Genomic DNA, 16,105 nt, shown 5'->3' with positions numbered 1-16,105 from the left:
GCCGCGCGTGCACGCCCGATGCAGCTTACCGCAACAGATCGATGCGCAGGCCAGAGCCGTCGGCGCTCCCCGCCTCCATCCGTGCCGCCCGTACCCCCTGACCGATCAGCGCCTGACGCCAGGCCTCAGCCTTGGGTCCGGCAATCGTCACGCGTTGGGTGGTATCGAGGTTCAAGCCACGGGAAATCAGTCGTAACCAGGTGTCATCCGGATCGCCGGTCAGCTTGGGAAAGTCCAGTTCACCGGTACTTTTGAGCTGTCGCAACAGCGTGGCCGAGGTCGGCAGCAACACGCCCAGCGGCGCGCCCGCTTCGAACTGTTCGACATGCAGATAGGCTTTGCGATTGCCGCGGGTGATGCTGTAGAGCGCCACCAGGGTGTTGTCCTTCGGTGCGGCCAGACGCAACAGCAGATAGGCCTGTTGCTCGTCGGCGCCGTACAGCTTGGCGTTACCGAACACTTCATTGGCCCACAGGCTGCTTTCGCCACAATCGCGGGCCTGGCACCAGAACAGCAACTCGGCGTCCTGCTTTTGCAGGGCTTCGCGGGCGGCGGTGAAGGCTTCGGTGGCGGAATGCTCAGGCGGCAACTCGTAGGTGACCGAAGTGGTCTGGCCGCGCGCCGTGACCTGGCCGTCAAAGCGCAACTGGCCGCTGATCTTGCGGATCGAGCCCAGCGGATAGATCCGCTCAAGCTCCACAGGAGGGCGATAGTCGACGATCTGCGCATCGGCCAGACGCGGCACGATCTGCAAATCCTGGCTGCCGGGCACGTCGGCGGCGAACGAAACGGAACTGAAACAGCACAGCGCCAACAGACTGAGTGACCGCATAGTCAGGCTCATCGGATCGGCATGGCTTGGCGGGTCGGGGGCGCAGCGGTATAGAAATCCATCGTGTTTGTCTCCCATTTCAACCCGCCCAGCCTCGACAGTTGCCCGGTGCAAGTCAAGGAATGGCGAAGAAGCGATTGAAACAGTCTGCGACAAGGTCGGCACCGGACTCATCGTTCAGGTGCAAATGATGCCCGCCCGCCAGCTGTTCCTGGCTAAAGGGTAGCCGCTCCAGCAACTCCGGATGTTTGGCCAGCATGCCGTCGGCGGCCACCACCAGTTGCGCCGGGCAGGTGATGCGCTGGACGAAAGCCATCGCCTGCTCTTGAGTCAGGCGCAGCGGTGACGGCAGGGTCAGGCGATTGTCGGTGCGCCAGGTATAACCGCCGGGCACCGGCATCAGGCCGCGCTGCGCCAGCAGTTCGGCGGCTTCGCGGCTGACCGCCACCAGCCCCTTCATCCGCGCTTCGATGGCACGATCAAGGGTGTTGTAGACCGGCTTGCGCTTCTCGCGCAAATCCAGTTGCGCCTGCAGGGCCATGCCCATGCGCTCGGCAGCATTTTCGCCTTTGTCCGTAGGAGGAATCACCCCGTCGATCAACGCCAGGTGGCTGATGCGCTCCGGCAACGAACCGGCCAGCACCAGCGAAACGATCGCGCCCATCGAATGCCCGAGCAGGCCGAAGCGCTTCCAGCCCAATTGCTCGGCGACCTGCAACACGTCGTGCGCATAGTCCCACAACGCATAACCGGCGCCGTTGGGCCGATGCCCGGAATGCCCATGCCCGGCCATGTCCAGCGCGATGATGCGCAGGCCTTTGAGCTTGGGCGCCAGGCGCGCAAAGCTGTTGGCGTTGTCGAGCCAGCCATGCAGGGCAATCACCGGCAGACCGTCCTCGGGGCCGAACAAGTGCGCGGCCAGTTCGATATGCGGCAGGCTCAAGCGCACTTCTTCGAAGGTCGGGCTCATGCGCAGTCCTTCTGTTGGCGGCGCTCCCAGCGCGTAAACAGCTCTTTGAGCAGGCGCGCCGTGTCTTGCGGACGTTCCAGCGGAAACATGTGCCCGCCCGGCATGCTCAGTGCTTCACCCTGCGGCAGGCGCCCGACGAATCGGCTGTGATGACGCATGACCACCCGACTCTTGTGCCCACGCACCACCGCCAGCGGCACTTTCAGCTGACGAGTGCGACCGGGACTGGTGTGCGGCACGCCGCGATAGATGCTGATTTCAGTGGCCGGATCAAAGCGCAGACGCAGCTTGTCGCCAACCGTATGCAGCCCGTGCTGCAGGTAGGCATCGAAGCATTCCGGATCGAAACCGCGAAACAGGGTCTTGCCGGCAAAATAGCTGCGCGCCGTGTCGAGATCGGCGAACTCTTCGCGCCGCCCCAACGTACGTCCGGCCGGGGTCAGTTTGTCGATAAAACCGAAGCGCTTGGCCGCGCGGATCACCCACTGGTCTGTGCGAGTCAGCACCGGCGAGTCGAGCATGACCACGCCGCGATACAGCTCAGGGCAACGCAACGCCGCGTGCAGGTGCAACACACCGCCAAACGAATGGCCGACGCCCCACACCGGCTGATCCTGTTGCTGCAGATGGTGGATCAGTTCGTCGACCAGGTTGTACCAGTTGTCGTCCGCCGGGAAACGCGGGTCATGGGCATGCTGTTCCAGATGCGCGACCCGATACTCGGGCGCCAGCGCCGCGAACAACTTGCCATAGGTGCCCGAGGGAAACCCGTTGGCGTGGGCGAAAAAGATCGGTTGCGACATGCAGGTTTATCCATGAGCGGAAACATGCCGCTGATTGTCCGCAAGAGCGCGGCCCTGAGCAATGACCGTAACTGCCAGGAATGATGACAGTCCGGTCATGGCGATGGCGCATCTGACCTCAACGCGCCGGTGGCTGCTCGCCCAGTGGCACCACCGCCATGGTCAACCGCGACACACAACTGGCCTTGCCCTCGTCACTGGTCAGGCGGATATCCCAGACATGCGTGGTGCGGCCGATGTGAATCGGTTTGGCCACCGCGGTCACGCGCCCGCTGCGCAAACCGCGCAAATGGTTGGCATTGATCTCCAGCCCCACGCAGTAGAACTTGCTGGCATCGATGCACAGATAACTGGCCATCGAACCGACGGTTTCCGCCAGCACCACCGAGGCGCCGCCGTGCAGCAGACCGTAAGGCTGGTGGGTGCGGTGGTCGATGACCATGCTCGCCGTCAGCGATTCCTCGTCGAAGGACTCGAAACGGATATCCAGCACTTCGCCGATGGTGTTTTTCTGGATTGCGTTCAACTGCTCGATGTTCGGAGTGGTGCGCCACAAGCTCATCGCAGGCTTCCTTTGTTGTTTTGGTGGTCACTCAATCCTGCCACAGCACCGCCTCGCTGCGCGCGCTCCATTCTTCAAACCGCGCGCCGTAGGTGTCTTCAATGACGTTGCGCTTGATCTTCAAGGTCGGCGTGAGAAAACCGTTTTCCACCGCCCAACTGTCCTTGACCACCACCAGCCGGCGCAGGCGTTCGTGCTTGTCGAGCACGGCGTTGACATCTTCCAGCAGTTTTTCCAGGCTCGAATGCAGGCTGGCCCGCCCCTCCTCCTGATTGACCGTCGACAGTACGCACAAGCCCAGCGGCGCACTCAGGCCATCGCCGACCACACAGACCTGTTCGATCCGTGAGTGCACCGCCAGCCGGTTTTCAATCGGGGCCGGGGCCACATATTTGCCTTTGCTGGTCTTGAAGATTTCCTTGAGCCGGCCGGTCAGGCGCAAGCGTCCCTCGGCATCCAGCTCACCCTTGTCGCCGGTACGCAGGAAGCCGTCCTCGGTGAGGGTCTCGGCGGTTTTCTGCGGCTCCTTGAAATAGCCGAGCATGTTCGCCTGACTGCGCACCTGCACCTCGCCGGACTCGTCGATCCGCACCTCGACCTCCGGGCAAGGTTTGCCGATCCAGCCCTGTTTGTACTGGCCCGGCAGGCAGATGTGCGAGTAGCCGCAACTCTCGGTCATGCCATACACCTCCAGCACATCGAGGCCGAGTTTCTGATACCAACTGAGCAAGGTCTGCGGCACCGGTGCCGCACCGGACAGCGCCACGCGCAAGGCATCAAGGCCCAGGCCGGCCAGCACCTTGTGCCCGACCCGCTTGCCAAGGAACGGCAGGCCGAGCAGGAAATCCAGGCGCTTGGCCGGGATCTTGCCGTACACGCCCATCTGGAATTTGGTCCAGATCCGCGGCACGCCGAACATCGCCGTGGGCCGCGCCCGCTGCAGGTCGGTGATGAAGGTGTCGAGGCTTTCGGCGAAGAACACGGTCTGCCCGGTGTAGATCGAGGCCAGCTCAACGAACATGCGTTCGGCGACATGGCACAGCGGCAGGTACGACAGCAGCCGGTCTTGCTCGTTAAGCCCGAACAGTTGCGTGCCGCGAGTCGTGGCGAACCCCAGATTGGCAAAACTGTGCATCACGCCTTTGGGCAACCCGGTGGTGCCGGAGGTGTAGATGATGGTTGCCAGTTGCTCGGCAGCAGGACGCGGGTCGTCCTGGATCGGCGAGCTTTTTTGCAGGTCATCCCAACTGAAATCGAACTCGCCGGGCGGGTGCAGCGGCAGGCTGATGGTCGGCAAATCCGCCGGCACACCGACGGACATGCCCGGCCAGTCATCAAGCTTGCCAATGAACGCCAGCACACTTTCCGAATGCGTCAGCACCTGATTCACCGAGTCGGCGGTGAGGTTGGGATACAGCGGCACCGAGACGTGCCCGGCCATCCAGATCGCCAGATCGGCAATGATCCAGTGCGCGCAGTTTTTCGAGATCAGCGCGATGTGGCTGCCCTGCGGTAATTCCCGCGCGCGCAGCCAGTGCGCGGCGCAACGCGCTTGATGACCGACGTCGGCCCAGGTCAGGGTCTCGACCTGCCCGCCGCCGATGGGCTGCACCAGAAAACGCTGGCGCGAGTGCCGGGCCTCACGCTCGTAGAACACGTCCAGCGGCAAACGGAAGGCGGCAGACATGCGACTCGCTCCTGTTTTTTGGGTCTGGAGCAAGCGTAGTCAACCAAGCAAGTGCTTGGTTGGAAAATTCAAACAAATAATTTCAACTGAAAATGAGGGCCCTGTGGGAGCGGGCTTGCTCGCGAATGCGGTCTATCAGTGACATTTACAGTGACTGACACAGCGCATTCGCGAGCAAGCCCGCTCCCACAAGGAATCAGCGTCAGGGGTGCTTGAGGCTGTTGAGGGTCATCGAGCCGATCAGCAGTTCTGGACTTTCCAGCTCGGCAAGACCAGCGGTGCCGACCTTCTCCGGCGGATATCCGGCGCCATGCTGCAGATAGCTCAGCAGGTTGCCCACCAACGGGTTGTGACTGACCAGCAGCACATTGCTCACCGACACCAGTTGATCGGTGACCTTGTCCGGATCGCTCTCTGGCTTCAGCCAATCGACCGTGCGGATCTCCGGCTCGAACCCCAGCGCCTCGCGGACAATCTGTGCGGTCTGTTGCGCACGCAGATAAGGGCTGGCGTAGATCGCCGTCAGTGGCTGGCCGATCAATTGCGCGGCGCTGCTCAACGCTTCTTTGCGACCGTGTTCGGTCAACGACCGCTCGGAGTCAGGGCACGAGCCGTAAGGCACCGCCTCGCCGTGACGCAACACCCAGAGTTTCATAGCTTGGGTTCCTCATCGCGGGCCGGATGCGGCGCTGGCGGCACGGCGTGCGGCGCTTCGCCTTCCGGGGCACGCGGGGTTGGCCAGTCGGCAAACGGCCAGGGTTTCTGGTCGCTGTGAAAGCTGCCGAAGCGGCCGATCTGCGCGAGGAACTGGCTCAGGCTGTCGCCGAAATTCATCAGGCTGGCGCTCGGCGCGCCGTAAATCAAACGATAGATCAGTTGCACCAGCACCACGGCGCCGAGGATGAACTGCGCCACTTGCCAGACCAGCACGTAGACGATCATCCACAGCACCCGCAGGAGAATGGATTCGTACTTGGCTTCGGTTTTCGGATCGTTCATGGCTCGCTTCCTGTTGAATCAGTTGAAACCGCTGGTGGAAATAAAGTCGACGTCGGTTTTCGGTTCGGCACGCATCAGTAGACCGATCACCTGCTCCAGCGTGCGTCCTTCAAACAGAATCGCATGCAGCCCGGCGACCAGCGGCATGTACACGCCAACCTCCTGGGACTTGGCCTTGAGCACCTTCAGGGTGTTCACGCCTTCGGCGACTTCGCCCAGACGCGACACCGCTTCATCAAGGCTCAAGCCCTGACCGAGGGCAAACCCGACCTGATAGTTGCGGCTCTTCGGCGACGAGCAGGTGACGATCAAATCACCGACCCCGGCCAGACCGAGGAAGGTCATCGGATTGGCACCCTGGTTCACCGCGAACCGGGTCATCTCGGCCAGGGCGCGAGTGATCAGCATGCTCTTGGTGTTCTCGCCCATCTCCAGCGCCACCGCCATGCCGGCGATGATCGCGTAAACGTTTTTCAACGCCCCACCCAGCTCGACACCGAAACGGTCAGCACTGGCGTAAACGCGGAAGGTGCGACCATGCAACGCAGCCTGTACCGCTTTGCAGAGTTCTTCGTCTTCGCTGGCGACCACGGTGGCGGTCAGCGCGTGTTCAGCGATCTCCCGCGCCAGGTTCGGCCCGGACAGCACACCGATGCGCGCCTGCGGGGCGATCTCTTCGAGGATCTGGCTCATCAGTTTGAAGGTGTGCGCTTCGATGCCCTTGGTCAGGCTGACCAGCATCTTGCCGCTCAGGCGCTCGGCGTGGGCGGCCAGCACCGTGCGCAATGCGCTCGAGGGTAGCGCGACGAAGCACAGCTCGCAGGCGTCGAGGGTGGCCTGCAGGTCAGTGACCGCAGTCACTCCCGGCAGAATCTTGATGCCTTTGAGGTAACGCGGATTCTCGCGGTTGACCCGGATGGCCTCGGCCTGCTCGGGGTCACGCATCCACTGCCGGACTTGATGGCCGTTCTCGGCCAATAGATTGGCCACGGCGGTACCAAAACTTCCGCCTCCCAGGACCGCAATCGGGCGCTGTTCAGTCATATGCAATCCGTTAATCCATACCAGTGGCGATGCCGGCATTATACGGGGCGACCGGAGCGCGGCCAGCCCCTGCGTCAATTACCGACACTTGTAGGAAGAAGACCAATAAAGCCGAGGAAAATGCCCGCATCGTGACTGGAAAAGTCACTGTCCTCGGTTAACATGCGCGCCAATTCTTTGCGATCAAGGCCGTGCCGTGTCTTTTGGCTCTCCCCCCTCGCGTTCGTCACTGCTGCTGGCGCTGCTGTTCAGCCCGGTGTTGCAGGCGGACGACCTGTTTGTCGACAGCGAAACGCTGCCGCAGGTGCTGACGGCTACGCGCCTGAAACAGACGCCGGCGGAAGTGCCGGGGAGCATGACCGTGCTTGACAGTGAGCTGATCAACGCCAGCGGCGCGCGGGACATCAGCGAGTTGCTGCGGCTGGTGCCGGGGATGATGGTCGGCAACATCAGCGGCAATCAGGCGGCGGTCAATTATCACGGGACCAATGCCAGTGAAGCGCGGCGCATGCAGGTGCTGATCGATGGCCGCTCGGTGTACCGCGCAGGCCTGGCCACGGTGGACTGGAGTGACATTCCGGTGGCCATGGAAGACATCGAGCGCATCGAGGTTTTCCGTGGGCCGAACACCGTCAGCTACGGCGCCAACGCGCTGATGGCGGTGGTCAACATCATCACCCGCAACCCGGCGGACAGCCACGGCACGCGCCTGAAGGTCACCCGAGGCCAGCGCGGCATCAACGACTTCTATGCCAGCCAGGGCACGGGGTGGAATGGCGGCGACTTGCGCCTGTCGCTGTCCGGCCAGGAAGACGATGGCTTCGACAGCGACCGCACCGGCGCCGATTATCGCGACAGCCGCCGCTTGAACCGCTTCAGCCTCGCCGTCAGCCAGACCCTGAGCGACAACCAGAGCCTCGACTGGCAGATCAACGCGAAGGACGGCAGCAACCAGCGGCCCTACACCTACCACCCGGTGTTCTCGGGGATTACCGCTGCCGGGAACAATTCCGACGTGGTCGCCAAGGATTACGCCGGCTCGGTGCGCTGGAATCTCGACATCAATCCCGAACACAGCCTTTACATACAAGGTTCAGCCCAACACTGGGATCGCCAGCAAGTGTGGCGCGCCTGCGATGCCGAAGTGTCGTTCAGCCCGCAACTGACCCAACTGTGGCAACTCAACCCGAACTACACCGAACGCCTGGCGCGCAACATCACCCGCTTCACCGGCCCCGGTCCGGAAGCCGGAACGCCGCAGGAAATGGCCCTCGCCAATCAGGTGCTGAATCAGTGGCGCAACGGTGCCAGCCAGACCTTGTGCGGCGACATCGATCAAAGCGCCCGCGAATCACGCTACGACCTCGAATTGCAGGACACCCTCAGCCTGTCCGACAGTCTGCGGCTGGTCAGTGGCCTGAACTATCGTTACGACCGGGCCGACTCCGAGACCTACTTCAACGGCACGCTGGACGACACCACCTGGCGCGCGTTCGGCCAACTGGAGTGGCGCGCTAGTGAACACTGGCTGTTGCAGGGTGGCGCCATGTTCGAAAACACCCAATTGATCGGCAGTTCGCTGACGCCCCGCTTCGCGATCAACTACCTGATCAACCCACGCCATGGCCTGCGCGCGGTGTACTCGGAGGCGATCCGCTCGCCGGACATGTTCGAGAACAACGTCAACTGGAGCTATCAGGTGAGCAACCTGCGGCCGTCCGCCTATGGTCAGTCTTCGGCGCGCTACTTCGTCAAGACCCGTGGCCCGGGCAATCTCGATCAGGAACACATGCGCTCGCGCGAACTGGGCTACAACGGCTATTTCGCAGAGCTGGGGCTGGCCGTGGACGTGAAGCTGTTCTACGACGAAATCACCGGGATGATCAGCGAGCCGCTGCGCAACAACCAGTACATCGCCAGCAACGCCAACAGCTCACGCTTTCGCGGCAGCGAAACCCAGCTCGACTGGCGCCTGAGCATGATCGATCGCCTGCGCTTCACTTACGCTTTCGTCGACGCCGAAGCGAGCAATCCGCTGGATCAACAATTCACCTCGCGCAACAGCGGTTCTGCCGGCTGGCTGCGTGATTGGGGCCACGGCTGGAACAGCGCCCTGTTCTATTACGGCGACAACGCGCTCAACGGCTACCGCTTCGAACGGGTCGACACGCGCATCGCCAAACGCATCCCGCTGGGCAAGGCGCAACTGCAACTGGCCGGCGTGCTGCAGCAGCGGCTCGATAATGAACCGACCACTTTCGTCGACAACAATTACGACGAACGCCGGGTGCTGTACTTCAGCGCCGAGCTGGAGTTCTAGGGTGCGCTACGCCACGCCAAACAAGACGCCAACCCTTGGCCACTGGCTGGCCGGTGTCTGTCTGTTTTTGACCGCGTGGCTGCACGGCGTGGCGGTGCAAGCCGCCGATATTCTGTTGACCGGCGCCGAAGAAAGCCCCGGGGTGCAAGCCTTCGTCCAGGCCCTGAGCGAGCTGCGTCCCACCGACAACGTGCGGTTCCAGCCGCTGGCCAGCCTGCCGGCGCCGGGCAAGTTGCCGAGCAATCTGCGGATGATTCTGCTCGACCTGCCCAGCCTCGACTGGCGTCTGCAGGAGCCCCAGGGCCCGGCGACGCTGGTGTTGCGCATCAGCCGACTGCAAGCGCGGCAACGCCTGGGTAGCGCACAACCGCCGCACTTGAGTCTGCTGTGGAGCGACCCGCCGCTGGGGCGGCAACTGCAACTGATTCGACGGATTCTGCCGCAGGTGCGCCGGGTCGGCGTGCTGTTCGACCAACACAGCGAATTCCTGCTCAAGGAGCTGCATCAGGCCGCAGCGCCGCTGAATCTGCAAATCGTCAGCCAGCGTTGGGACAACACCCAGGACAGTCGCCCGTTGCAAAGCGTGCTGAGAAACAGTGATGTGTTGCTGGGCCTCGACGATCCCGATCTGTACAACCCGAAAACCGCGAAAAACCTGTTGCTCAGCAGTTACTCCCGGCAAGTGGCGCTGGTCGGGCCGAACGCGGCGTTCGTGCGCGCCGGCAGCCTCGCCAGCACTTACAGCGATCAGCCCGACTGGCTGGCGATCCTTGACCAGTTGCTGGATCGCCCGCCGGCGACGTGGCCGCGCACGCTCTACCCCGATCGTTTCAAGGTCTCAAGTAATGTGCAGGTCGCTCGTTCCCTGGGTATCGAGCCAATCGATGAAGCGTCTGTAGCCCGCCAGTTGGCTGAAGGAGAAAGCCACCCATGAATCTGCGTCGCCGCTGGGACATCAACACCCGCACGCAATTGATCAGCCTCGGCCCGGCCCTGCTGCTCACGCTGCTGCTGATCAGTTTCTTTACCTTCGTGCGAATTCAGGATTTACGGCAGGAGCTCAATCACACCGGGCAATTGATCGCCAACCAACTGGCGCCCGCCACCGAGTACGGGGTGATTTCCGGCAACAACGAAGTGCTGGAAAGCCTGCTCAAAGCGACCCTGGCCACACCGAACGTGCGCTTTCTGGAAGTGCAGGACAGCGCCAACCGGATTCTCGCCTACGTTGAGCAAGCCGCCGACGCGCACAACCGCCCGCATCAGGTCGAGGTGTTCCAGGCCCCGGTGCGCCTGCAACGGATCGCCCTCAACAGCGATTTTTTCCACGACGCCAAAGCCAGCAACAACGTGACCAGCGAAGACTATCTGGGCCGGGTGATCGTCGGTCTGTCCAACGATGCCTTCAGTCAGCGCCAGCAGGAAATTCTGCTCAAGGCCGGGATTCTGGCGTTGTTTGCCCTGCTCTTCACGTTTGTTCTGGCGCGGCGTCTGGCCGGCAGTCTGTCAGCGCCGATTCGCGATATCGGCAACGCGGTCAAGGCGATTCAGCAGGGCGATTACAAGACCCCGCTGCCGATCGTCGATGACACCGAGTTGGGCGCGCTGTCGCAGCACATCAACAACCTCGCCCAGGCACTGGAACAGGCCAGCCGCGAACAGCATCAGGCGATGGCGCAACTGATCCAGACCCGCGAGGAAGCGGAAAAGGCCAACAATGCCAAATCCGATTTCCTGGCGATGATGAGCCACGAACTGCGCACCCCCATGAACGGCGTGCTGGGCATGTTGCAGTTGCTGGAAACCACCGACATGACCGAGGAGCAGATCGAGTACGCGGCGCTTGCTTCGGAGTCGACCGAACATCTGCTGAAAGTCATCAATGACATCCTCGACTTCTCGCGGATCGAACGCTCGGAGCTGGAACTGGAGCACATCCCGTTCAACCTCGCCGACCTGATCGGCGCTTGCGCCCAGTCGTTCCAGCACAGCGCGGTGCAGCGTGGCCTGGACCTGAATCTGCGGATCCCCGAGGACATGCGCGACTTGCAGGTGCAGGGCGACCCGACGCGGATCCGGCAGATTCTGGTCAATCTGGTGGGCAACGCCTTGAAGTTCACCGAGCGCGGCCGGGTCAGCATCGAGGCGCAGTGGCAGTCGCTGGATCACGAGTTGCTGTGGTTCACCTGTTCGGTGCGCGACAGTGGCATCGGTATCTCCTCGGAAAGCCTGGAGTTGATGTTCAATGCGTTCCAGCAGGCCGACAGTTCGATTTCCCGGCGCTACGGCGGCACCGGCCTCGGCTTGCCGATCGCCCGCACCCTGGCCGAACGCATGGGCGGGACGTTGCGCGCGCAAAGCGAAGAAGGCCTGGGGTCGGTGTTCACCCTGGAAATCCCGCTGGCCTTATATAAGCAGACGTTGCCGCAACTGGCTGCACCGCGCGCGGCCAATGGCAACGGGCATGGTGAGGGGCGCAATGTGTTGCTGGTGGAGGACAACCCGGTCAACCAGACGGTCATCGAAGCCATGCTGCGCAGCCTCGGCTTTACTGTCAGCGTCGCCACCGATGGCGCGCAAGCGGTGCGCAGCGCCGAAGGCAATGATTTCGAAGTGATTCTGATGGACTGCCGCCTGCCGATCATCGACGGTTACGAGGCGACTCGGCAGATCCGTCAACTGCCCGGACGCGGCGAGGTACCGATCATCGCGCTGACCGCCAACGCCTTGCAGGGCGACCGCGAAACCTGCCTGTCGGCGGGCATGAACGATTACCTGGCCAAGCCGTTCAAACGCAATGACCTACAACAGATTCTGCAGCGCTGGGTGCAGTAGTGACGGTTTTTCGACCATCTGCGACTGGCGTGAAAAGCGAAAGTGCGGCAGTCTTAGGCACCCGAACAAGCCTCAAAAGAGGCTTGAATAAAAATTTCAGTGCACAAGTGTACATTCATGTCCTTGGTGCTGTGACTTTCACCACAACGCAATAGTCTATGAGTAGGCTGCCGGTACGAGGCATGAACGCGTCGATCGGCCGGGAAGATTTGCCCCACCTGCCGCATGGGATTATTGAGGAGCTCGCATGACCAAACAAAACGCCTTTACTCGGGAAGACCTGCTGCGCTGCAGTCGCGGTGAGCTGTTCGGCCCAGGTAACGCGCAACTGCCCGCCCCGAACATGCTGATGGTGGATCGCATCACCCTGATCAGCGAAGAAGGCGGCAAGTACGGCAAAGGTGAATTGGTCGCCGAGCTGGATATCAACCCTGACCTGTGGTTCTTCGCGTGCCACTTCGAAGGCGATCCGGTAATGCCGGGCTGCCTGGGTCTGGACGCCATGTGGCAACTGGTCGGCTTCTTCCTGGGCTGGCAAGGCCTGCCGGGCCGTGGCCGTGCGCTGGGTTCGGGCGAAGTGAAATTCTTCGGCCAGGTCCTGCCGACCGCCAAGAAAGTCACCTACAACATTCATATCAAACGCGTCCTCAAGGGCAAGCTGAACCTGGCCATCGCCGACGGTTCGGTGACTGTCGACGGTCGCGAAATCTACACCGCCGAAGGCCTTCGCGTCGGCGTGTTCACCTCCACTGACAACTTCTAAGGGTTATTCGCATGCGCCGCGTCGTTATCACTGGTCTGGGCATTGTTTCGTGCCTGGGCAATGACAAAGAGACCGTCTCCGCTAACCTGCGTGCAAGCCGCCCTGGCATCCGGTTCAACCCGGAATATGCTGAAATGGGTCTGCGTAGCCAGGTTTCCGGCTCCATCGACCTCAACCTTGAAGAACTGATCGATCGCAAGATCTATCGTTTCGTCGGCCACGCAGCGGCTTACGCCTACCTGGCCATGAAAGACGCGATCACTGACTCCGGCCTGACCGAAGAGCAAGTGTCCAACCCGCGTACCGGCCTGATCGCCGGCTCCGGCGGCGCGTCGACCCTGAACCAGATGGAAGCGCTGGACATCCTGCGCGAGAAAGGCGTGAAGCGCGTTGGCCCATACCGTGTAACGCGGACCATGAGCAGCACCGTTTCCGCGTGCCTGGCCACGCCGTTCAAGATCAAGGGCCTGAACTACTCCATCGCTTCTGCCTGCGCCACCAGTGCTCACTGCATCGGTACCGCCATGGAACAGATCCAGATGGGCAAGCAGGACATCGTCTTCGCCGGTGGCGGTGAAGAAGAGCACTGGAGCCAGTCGTTCCTGTTCGACGCGATGGGCGCCCTGTCCAGCAAGCGCAACGACACCCCGGAGCAAGCCTCCCGCGCCTACGACGCCGACCGTGACGGTTTCGTCATCGCTGGTGGTGGCGGCATGGTCGTGGTTGAAGAGCTGGAACACGCTCTGGCCCGTGGTGCCAAGATCTACGCCGAAATCGTTGGCTACGGCGCAACGTCCGACGGCTACGACATGGTTGCCCCAAGTGGCGAAGGCGCGATCCGCTGCATGCAGATGGCAATGTCCACCGTCGACACCCCGATCGACTACCTGAACACCCACGGCACCTCGACTCCGGTCGGCGACGTCGCGGAAATGAAAGGTGTGCGTGAAGTGTTCGGCGACAAGGCTCCAGCGATCAGCTCGACCAAGAGCCTGTCCGGTCACTCCCTGGGCGCCGCCGGCGTTCACGAAGCGATCTACTGCATGCTGATGATGGAAGGCAACTTCATCGCCGGCTCCGCCAACATCGACGAACTGGACCCTGAAGTGGCCGATCTGCCGGTGCTGACCAAGACCCGCGAAAACGCCACCATCAACACCGTGATGAGCAACAGCTTCGGCTTCGGCGGCACTAACGCCACGCTGGTGCTGAAGCGTTGGGAAGGCAAATAAGCCCCCGCTGCTGAGCCACACATGAAAACGCCCCGACTGGTTCGGGGCGTTTTTTTTCGTCTGGAGAAAGTCGCCAGGCACTCCGCTCCCACAGGGGATATCAGTGCGCCTGAAAATGAAACTTCTGTCATGAAACCTTGCACCCTGCGACCGAATGTCGCGGATTACGCGGGCTGCAGCACTGTTGCAAAAACCGCAACAACACCTTGCGCAAATCAAGCGTTTACTTAGCAAGCTAACAAATCATATAAAAGAGTCCTGCACACGCCTTGCTGCAGATAACTTGAGATTTGGAGCTAGCAGATGACTGTAAAAGTAACTGAACGCGACGATTCACACATGTCCCACGAAGGCGTAGCCGCCGGTATCCGCATCTGGGATGTGCATCAACAAGACTTGCTGGTCGGCATGTTCCACAACGAGATCGACGCCCACAACTACAAGGCCGAACTTGAACTGCAGGAACAGCAGCGGGATCTGAAATCCGCCTGAAGCAACCACAGCATTGAAAACGACAAACCCCGCCATGAGCGGGGTTTGTCGTTATTACAGCTTTATCGGTTTACCACATCAGGTCATCCGGGATCTGATAGGCCGCGTACGGATCGTCCTCGGCATTGACCTCTTCGGTCTGCACGTTGAGCTGCACGATACGTTGCGGGTCGCGCTCCTGGATCTTCAGGGCCGCTTCACGAGGGATCACTTCGTAGCCGCCGGCATGGTGCACGATCGCCAGCGAGCCGCTGCTGAGCTTGTTGCGCATCAACGTATTGACCGAGATGCGCTTGACCTTCTTGTCGTCGACGAAGTTGTAGTAGTCCTCGGTGGTCAGCTTCGGCAGACGCGAGACTTCGATCAACTGCTTGACCTGCGCGGCACGGGCCTTGGCCTCGGCTTTCTCCTGCTGCTGACGGTTCAACTCCTGATCGCGCTTGACCTTCTCGGCCATGGCTTCCTGAGCGGCGCGCTGCTGCGAATCATCCAGCTCGGCCTGCCCTTTGTGGGCCAGACGCTGTTGCTTCTGCTTGTCTTTGCTGACCTGCTTGGCCTGCTTTTGGTTGACCAGACCTGCTTTGAGCAACTGGTCGCGAAGGGAAAGGCTCATTAATGCTTACTCACTTGGGCAACGGCTCAGCCGCAGCTGGGCAAATTCTTTTCCTGACGTTTGGCTTCACCCCACAGGGCGTCCAACTCTTCGAGGGTGCAATCTTCCATGGGACGACGGGTGTCGCGCAATGCCTGTTCGATAAAACGGAAACGTCTTTCAAACTTGGCGTTGGCGCCACGCAGCGCGGTTTCCGGATCGACCTTCAGGTGCCGGGCCAGATTGACCACGGAAAACAGCAGATCGCCGATCTCGTCGGCCACCGCTTGCGGATCGTTTTCAGACATGGCTTCGAGCACTTCATCGAGCTCTTCGCGCACTTTGTCCAGCACCGGCAACGCATCCGGCCAGTCGAAACCGACCTGCCCGGCACGCTTTTGCAACTTGGCCGAGCGCGACAGTGCCGGCAGCGCGGCAGGTACATCATCGAGCAGTGACAGCTGCTCGGGCGCGGCGGATTTCTCGGCGCGTTCTTCGGCCTTGATCTCTTCCCAGCGCTGCTTGACCTGCTCTTCGCTCAAGCGTGGTACGTCCAGCGGCGCATACAGATCGCCGGTGGGGAACACGTGCGGATGGCGGCGGATCAGCTTGCGAGTGATGCTGTCGATCACCCCGGCGAATTCGAAGCGCCCTTCTTCCTTGGCCAACTGGCTGTAATAAACCACCTGAAACAGCAGATCACCCAGCTCGCCCTGCAAGTGATCGAAGTCGCCCCGCTCGATGGCGTCGGCCACTTCGTAGGCTTCTTCGAGGGTGTGCGGGACGATGGTCGCGTAGGTTTGCTTGATGTCCCACGGGCAACCGTACTGCGGGTCGCGCAGGCGGTTCATCAGGTGGAGCAGGTCTTCAAGGCTGTGCATCATTTTTCTGTCTCACCACAAAACCATTGTGGGAGCGAGCCTGCTCGCGAAAGCGGTGTGTCTGCAACAACCTTGTCGGCTGACACACCCTCT

16 protein-coding genes are annotated in these 16,105 nt (G+C 61.6%); 6 read left to right on the top strand and 10 right to left on the bottom strand.

Annotation, left to right across the window (positions count from 1 at the left end):
- Window positions 1–25: 25 nt before the first annotated feature.
- The 8 genes from QRN61_RS10820 to QRN61_RS10785 all read right to left on the bottom strand — a co-directional run bounded on the left by QRN61_RS10820 (window position 26) and on the right by QRN61_RS10785 (window position 6,897).
- On the bottom strand, window positions 26–832 hold the full coding sequence (locus tag QRN61_RS10820; protein ID WP_027612317.1) for a DUF4892 domain-containing protein: 807 nt from the start codon (window positions 830–832) through the stop codon (window positions 26–28).
- 115 nt (window positions 833–947) lie between these two features.
- Window positions 948–1,802, bottom strand: coding sequence for an alpha/beta hydrolase (locus QRN61_RS10815; protein ID WP_027612316.1), 855 nt, complete (start codon window positions 1,800–1,802; stop codon window positions 948–950).
- Window positions 1,799–2,605, bottom strand: a complete 807-nt coding sequence (locus QRN61_RS10810) for an alpha/beta fold hydrolase (protein WP_027612315.1) — start codon at window positions 2,603–2,605, stop codon at window positions 1,799–1,801. Before QRN61_RS10810 ends, QRN61_RS10815 begins: the two co-directional genes overlap by 4 nt.
- Window positions 2,606–2,723: 118 nt before the next feature.
- Entirely contained in the window at window positions 2,724–3,167 is a 444-nt protein-coding gene (locus tag QRN61_RS10805; RefSeq protein ID WP_027612314.1) for a hotdog fold thioesterase, read from the bottom strand.
- 31 nt (window positions 3,168–3,198) lie between these two features.
- Window positions 3,199–4,854: an AMP-binding protein gene (locus QRN61_RS10800; protein WP_285373756.1), complete on the bottom strand. Its 1,656-nt coding sequence runs from the start codon at window positions 4,852–4,854 to the stop codon at window positions 3,199–3,201.
- A 202-nt stretch (window positions 4,855–5,056) separates the two neighbouring features.
- Entirely contained in the window at window positions 5,057–5,509 is a 453-nt protein-coding gene (sixA, locus tag QRN61_RS10795; protein ID WP_285373755.1) for a phosphohistidine phosphatase SixA, read from the bottom strand.
- Complete coding sequence (locus QRN61_RS10790; RefSeq protein WP_007968953.1) at window positions 5,506–5,853, bottom strand: DUF4389 domain-containing protein; 348 nt, start codon at window positions 5,851–5,853, stop codon at window positions 5,506–5,508. The genes sixA and QRN61_RS10790 overlap by 4 nt, the downstream gene beginning before the upstream one ends.
- An 18-nt stretch (window positions 5,854–5,871) precedes the next feature.
- Window positions 5,872–6,897, bottom strand: coding sequence for an NAD(P)H-dependent glycerol-3-phosphate dehydrogenase (locus QRN61_RS10785; RefSeq protein ID WP_027612311.1), 1,026 nt, complete (start codon window positions 6,895–6,897; stop codon window positions 5,872–5,874).
- 196 nt (window positions 6,898–7,093) lie between these two features.
- Here QRN61_RS10785 and QRN61_RS10780 point away from each other — a divergent pair, with 196 nt between their 5' ends.
- The 6 genes from QRN61_RS10780 (at window position 7,094) to QRN61_RS10755 (ending at window position 14,539) form a co-directional block, all read left to right on the top strand.
- Window positions 7,094–9,217 (top strand): TonB-dependent receptor plug domain-containing protein, encoded by a 2,124-nt coding sequence (locus tag QRN61_RS10780; protein WP_027612310.1) that lies wholly within the window; start codon window positions 7,094–7,096, stop codon window positions 9,215–9,217.
- Between the two features lies 1 nt (window position 9,218).
- Window positions 9,219–10,151 (top strand): ABC transporter substrate-binding protein, encoded by a 933-nt coding sequence (locus tag QRN61_RS10775; protein ID WP_285373754.1) that lies wholly within the window; start codon window positions 9,219–9,221, stop codon window positions 10,149–10,151.
- Window positions 10,148–12,052: a response regulator gene (locus QRN61_RS10770; protein WP_166497760.1), complete on the top strand. Its 1,905-nt coding sequence runs from the start codon at window positions 10,148–10,150 to the stop codon at window positions 12,050–12,052. Before QRN61_RS10775 ends, QRN61_RS10770 begins: the two co-directional genes overlap by 4 nt.
- Window positions 12,053–12,299: 247 nt before the next feature.
- Window positions 12,300–12,815: a 3-hydroxyacyl-[acyl-carrier-protein] dehydratase FabA gene (fabA, locus tag QRN61_RS10765; protein WP_003227150.1), complete on the top strand. Its 516-nt coding sequence runs from the start codon at window positions 12,300–12,302 to the stop codon at window positions 12,813–12,815.
- 11 nt (window positions 12,816–12,826) lie between these two features.
- Window positions 12,827–14,047, top strand: coding sequence for a beta-ketoacyl-ACP synthase I (gene fabB, locus QRN61_RS10760; protein ID WP_007968959.1), 1,221 nt, complete (start codon window positions 12,827–12,829; stop codon window positions 14,045–14,047).
- A gap of 303 nt (window positions 14,048–14,350) precedes the next feature.
- Window positions 14,351–14,539: a hypothetical protein gene (locus QRN61_RS10755; RefSeq protein WP_095137166.1), complete on the top strand. Its 189-nt coding sequence runs from the start codon at window positions 14,351–14,353 to the stop codon at window positions 14,537–14,539.
- Window positions 14,540–14,609: 70 nt separating this feature from the next.
- On the opposite strand, the gene QRN61_RS10750 is transcribed toward QRN61_RS10755, so the two are convergent.
- Window positions 14,610–15,152: a DUF2058 domain-containing protein gene (locus QRN61_RS10750; protein ID WP_007968960.1), complete on the bottom strand. Its 543-nt coding sequence runs from the start codon at window positions 15,150–15,152 to the stop codon at window positions 14,610–14,612.
- A gap of 26 nt (window positions 15,153–15,178) precedes the next feature.
- Complete coding sequence (gene mazG / locus QRN61_RS10745) at window positions 15,179–16,012, bottom strand: nucleoside triphosphate pyrophosphohydrolase (protein WP_096796789.1); 834 nt, start codon at window positions 16,010–16,012, stop codon at window positions 15,179–15,181.
- Window positions 16,013–16,105 lie beyond the last annotated feature (93 nt).

The organism is Pseudomonas sp. lyk4-TYG-107 (assembly GCF_030209055.1).
Lineage (GTDB): Bacteria > Pseudomonadota > Gammaproteobacteria > Pseudomonadales > Pseudomonadaceae > Aquipseudomonas > Aquipseudomonas putida_A.
The sequence above is the reverse complement of the archived record's forward strand: the minus strand, read 5'-3'. Positions and strand labels throughout refer to the sequence as shown.

Bases quoted from the DNA above. Each gene is read 5' to 3' on its own strand.
- QRN61_RS10820 (WP_027612317.1), bottom strand. From the start codon at position 832: ATGCGGTCACTCAGTCTGTTGGCGCTGTGCTGTTTCAGTTCCGTTTCG.
- QRN61_RS10815 (WP_027612316.1), bottom strand. From the start codon at position 1,802: ATGAGCCCGACCTTCGAAGAAGTGCGCTTGAGCCTGCCGCATATCGAA.
- QRN61_RS10810 (WP_027612315.1), bottom strand. From the start codon at position 2,605: ATGTCGCAACCGATCTTTTTCGCCCACGCCAACGGGTTTCCCTCGGGC.
- QRN61_RS10805 (WP_027612314.1), bottom strand. From the start codon at position 3,167: ATGAGCTTGTGGCGCACCACTCCGAACATCGAGCAGTTGAACGCAATC.
- QRN61_RS10800 (WP_285373756.1), bottom strand. From the start codon at position 4,854: ATGTCTGCCGCCTTCCGTTTGCCGCTGGACGTGTTCTACGAGCGTGAG.
- sixA (WP_285373755.1), bottom strand. From the start codon at position 5,509: ATGAAACTCTGGGTGTTGCGTCACGGCGAGGCGGTGCCTTACGGCTCG.
- QRN61_RS10790 (WP_007968953.1), bottom strand. From the start codon at position 5,853: ATGAACGATCCGAAAACCGAAGCCAAGTACGAATCCATTCTCCTGCGG.
- QRN61_RS10785 (WP_027612311.1), bottom strand. From the start codon at position 6,897: ATGACTGAACAGCGCCCGATTGCGGTCCTGGGAGGCGGAAGTTTTGGT.
- QRN61_RS10770 (WP_166497760.1), top strand. From the start codon at position 10,148: ATGAATCTGCGTCGCCGCTGGGACATCAACACCCGCACGCAATTGATC.
- fabA (WP_003227150.1), top strand. From the start codon at position 12,300: ATGACCAAACAAAACGCCTTTACTCGGGAAGACCTGCTGCGCTGCAGT.
- fabB (WP_007968959.1), top strand. From the start codon at position 12,827: ATGCGCCGCGTCGTTATCACTGGTCTGGGCATTGTTTCGTGCCTGGGC.
- QRN61_RS10755 (WP_095137166.1), top strand. From the start codon at position 14,351: ATGACTGTAAAAGTAACTGAACGCGACGATTCACACATGTCCCACGAA.
- QRN61_RS10750 (WP_007968960.1), bottom strand. From the start codon at position 15,152: ATGAGCCTTTCCCTTCGCGACCAGTTGCTCAAAGCAGGTCTGGTCAAC.
- mazG (WP_096796789.1), bottom strand. From the start codon at position 16,012: ATGCACAGCCTTGAAGACCTGCTCCACCTGATGAACCGCCTGCGCGAC.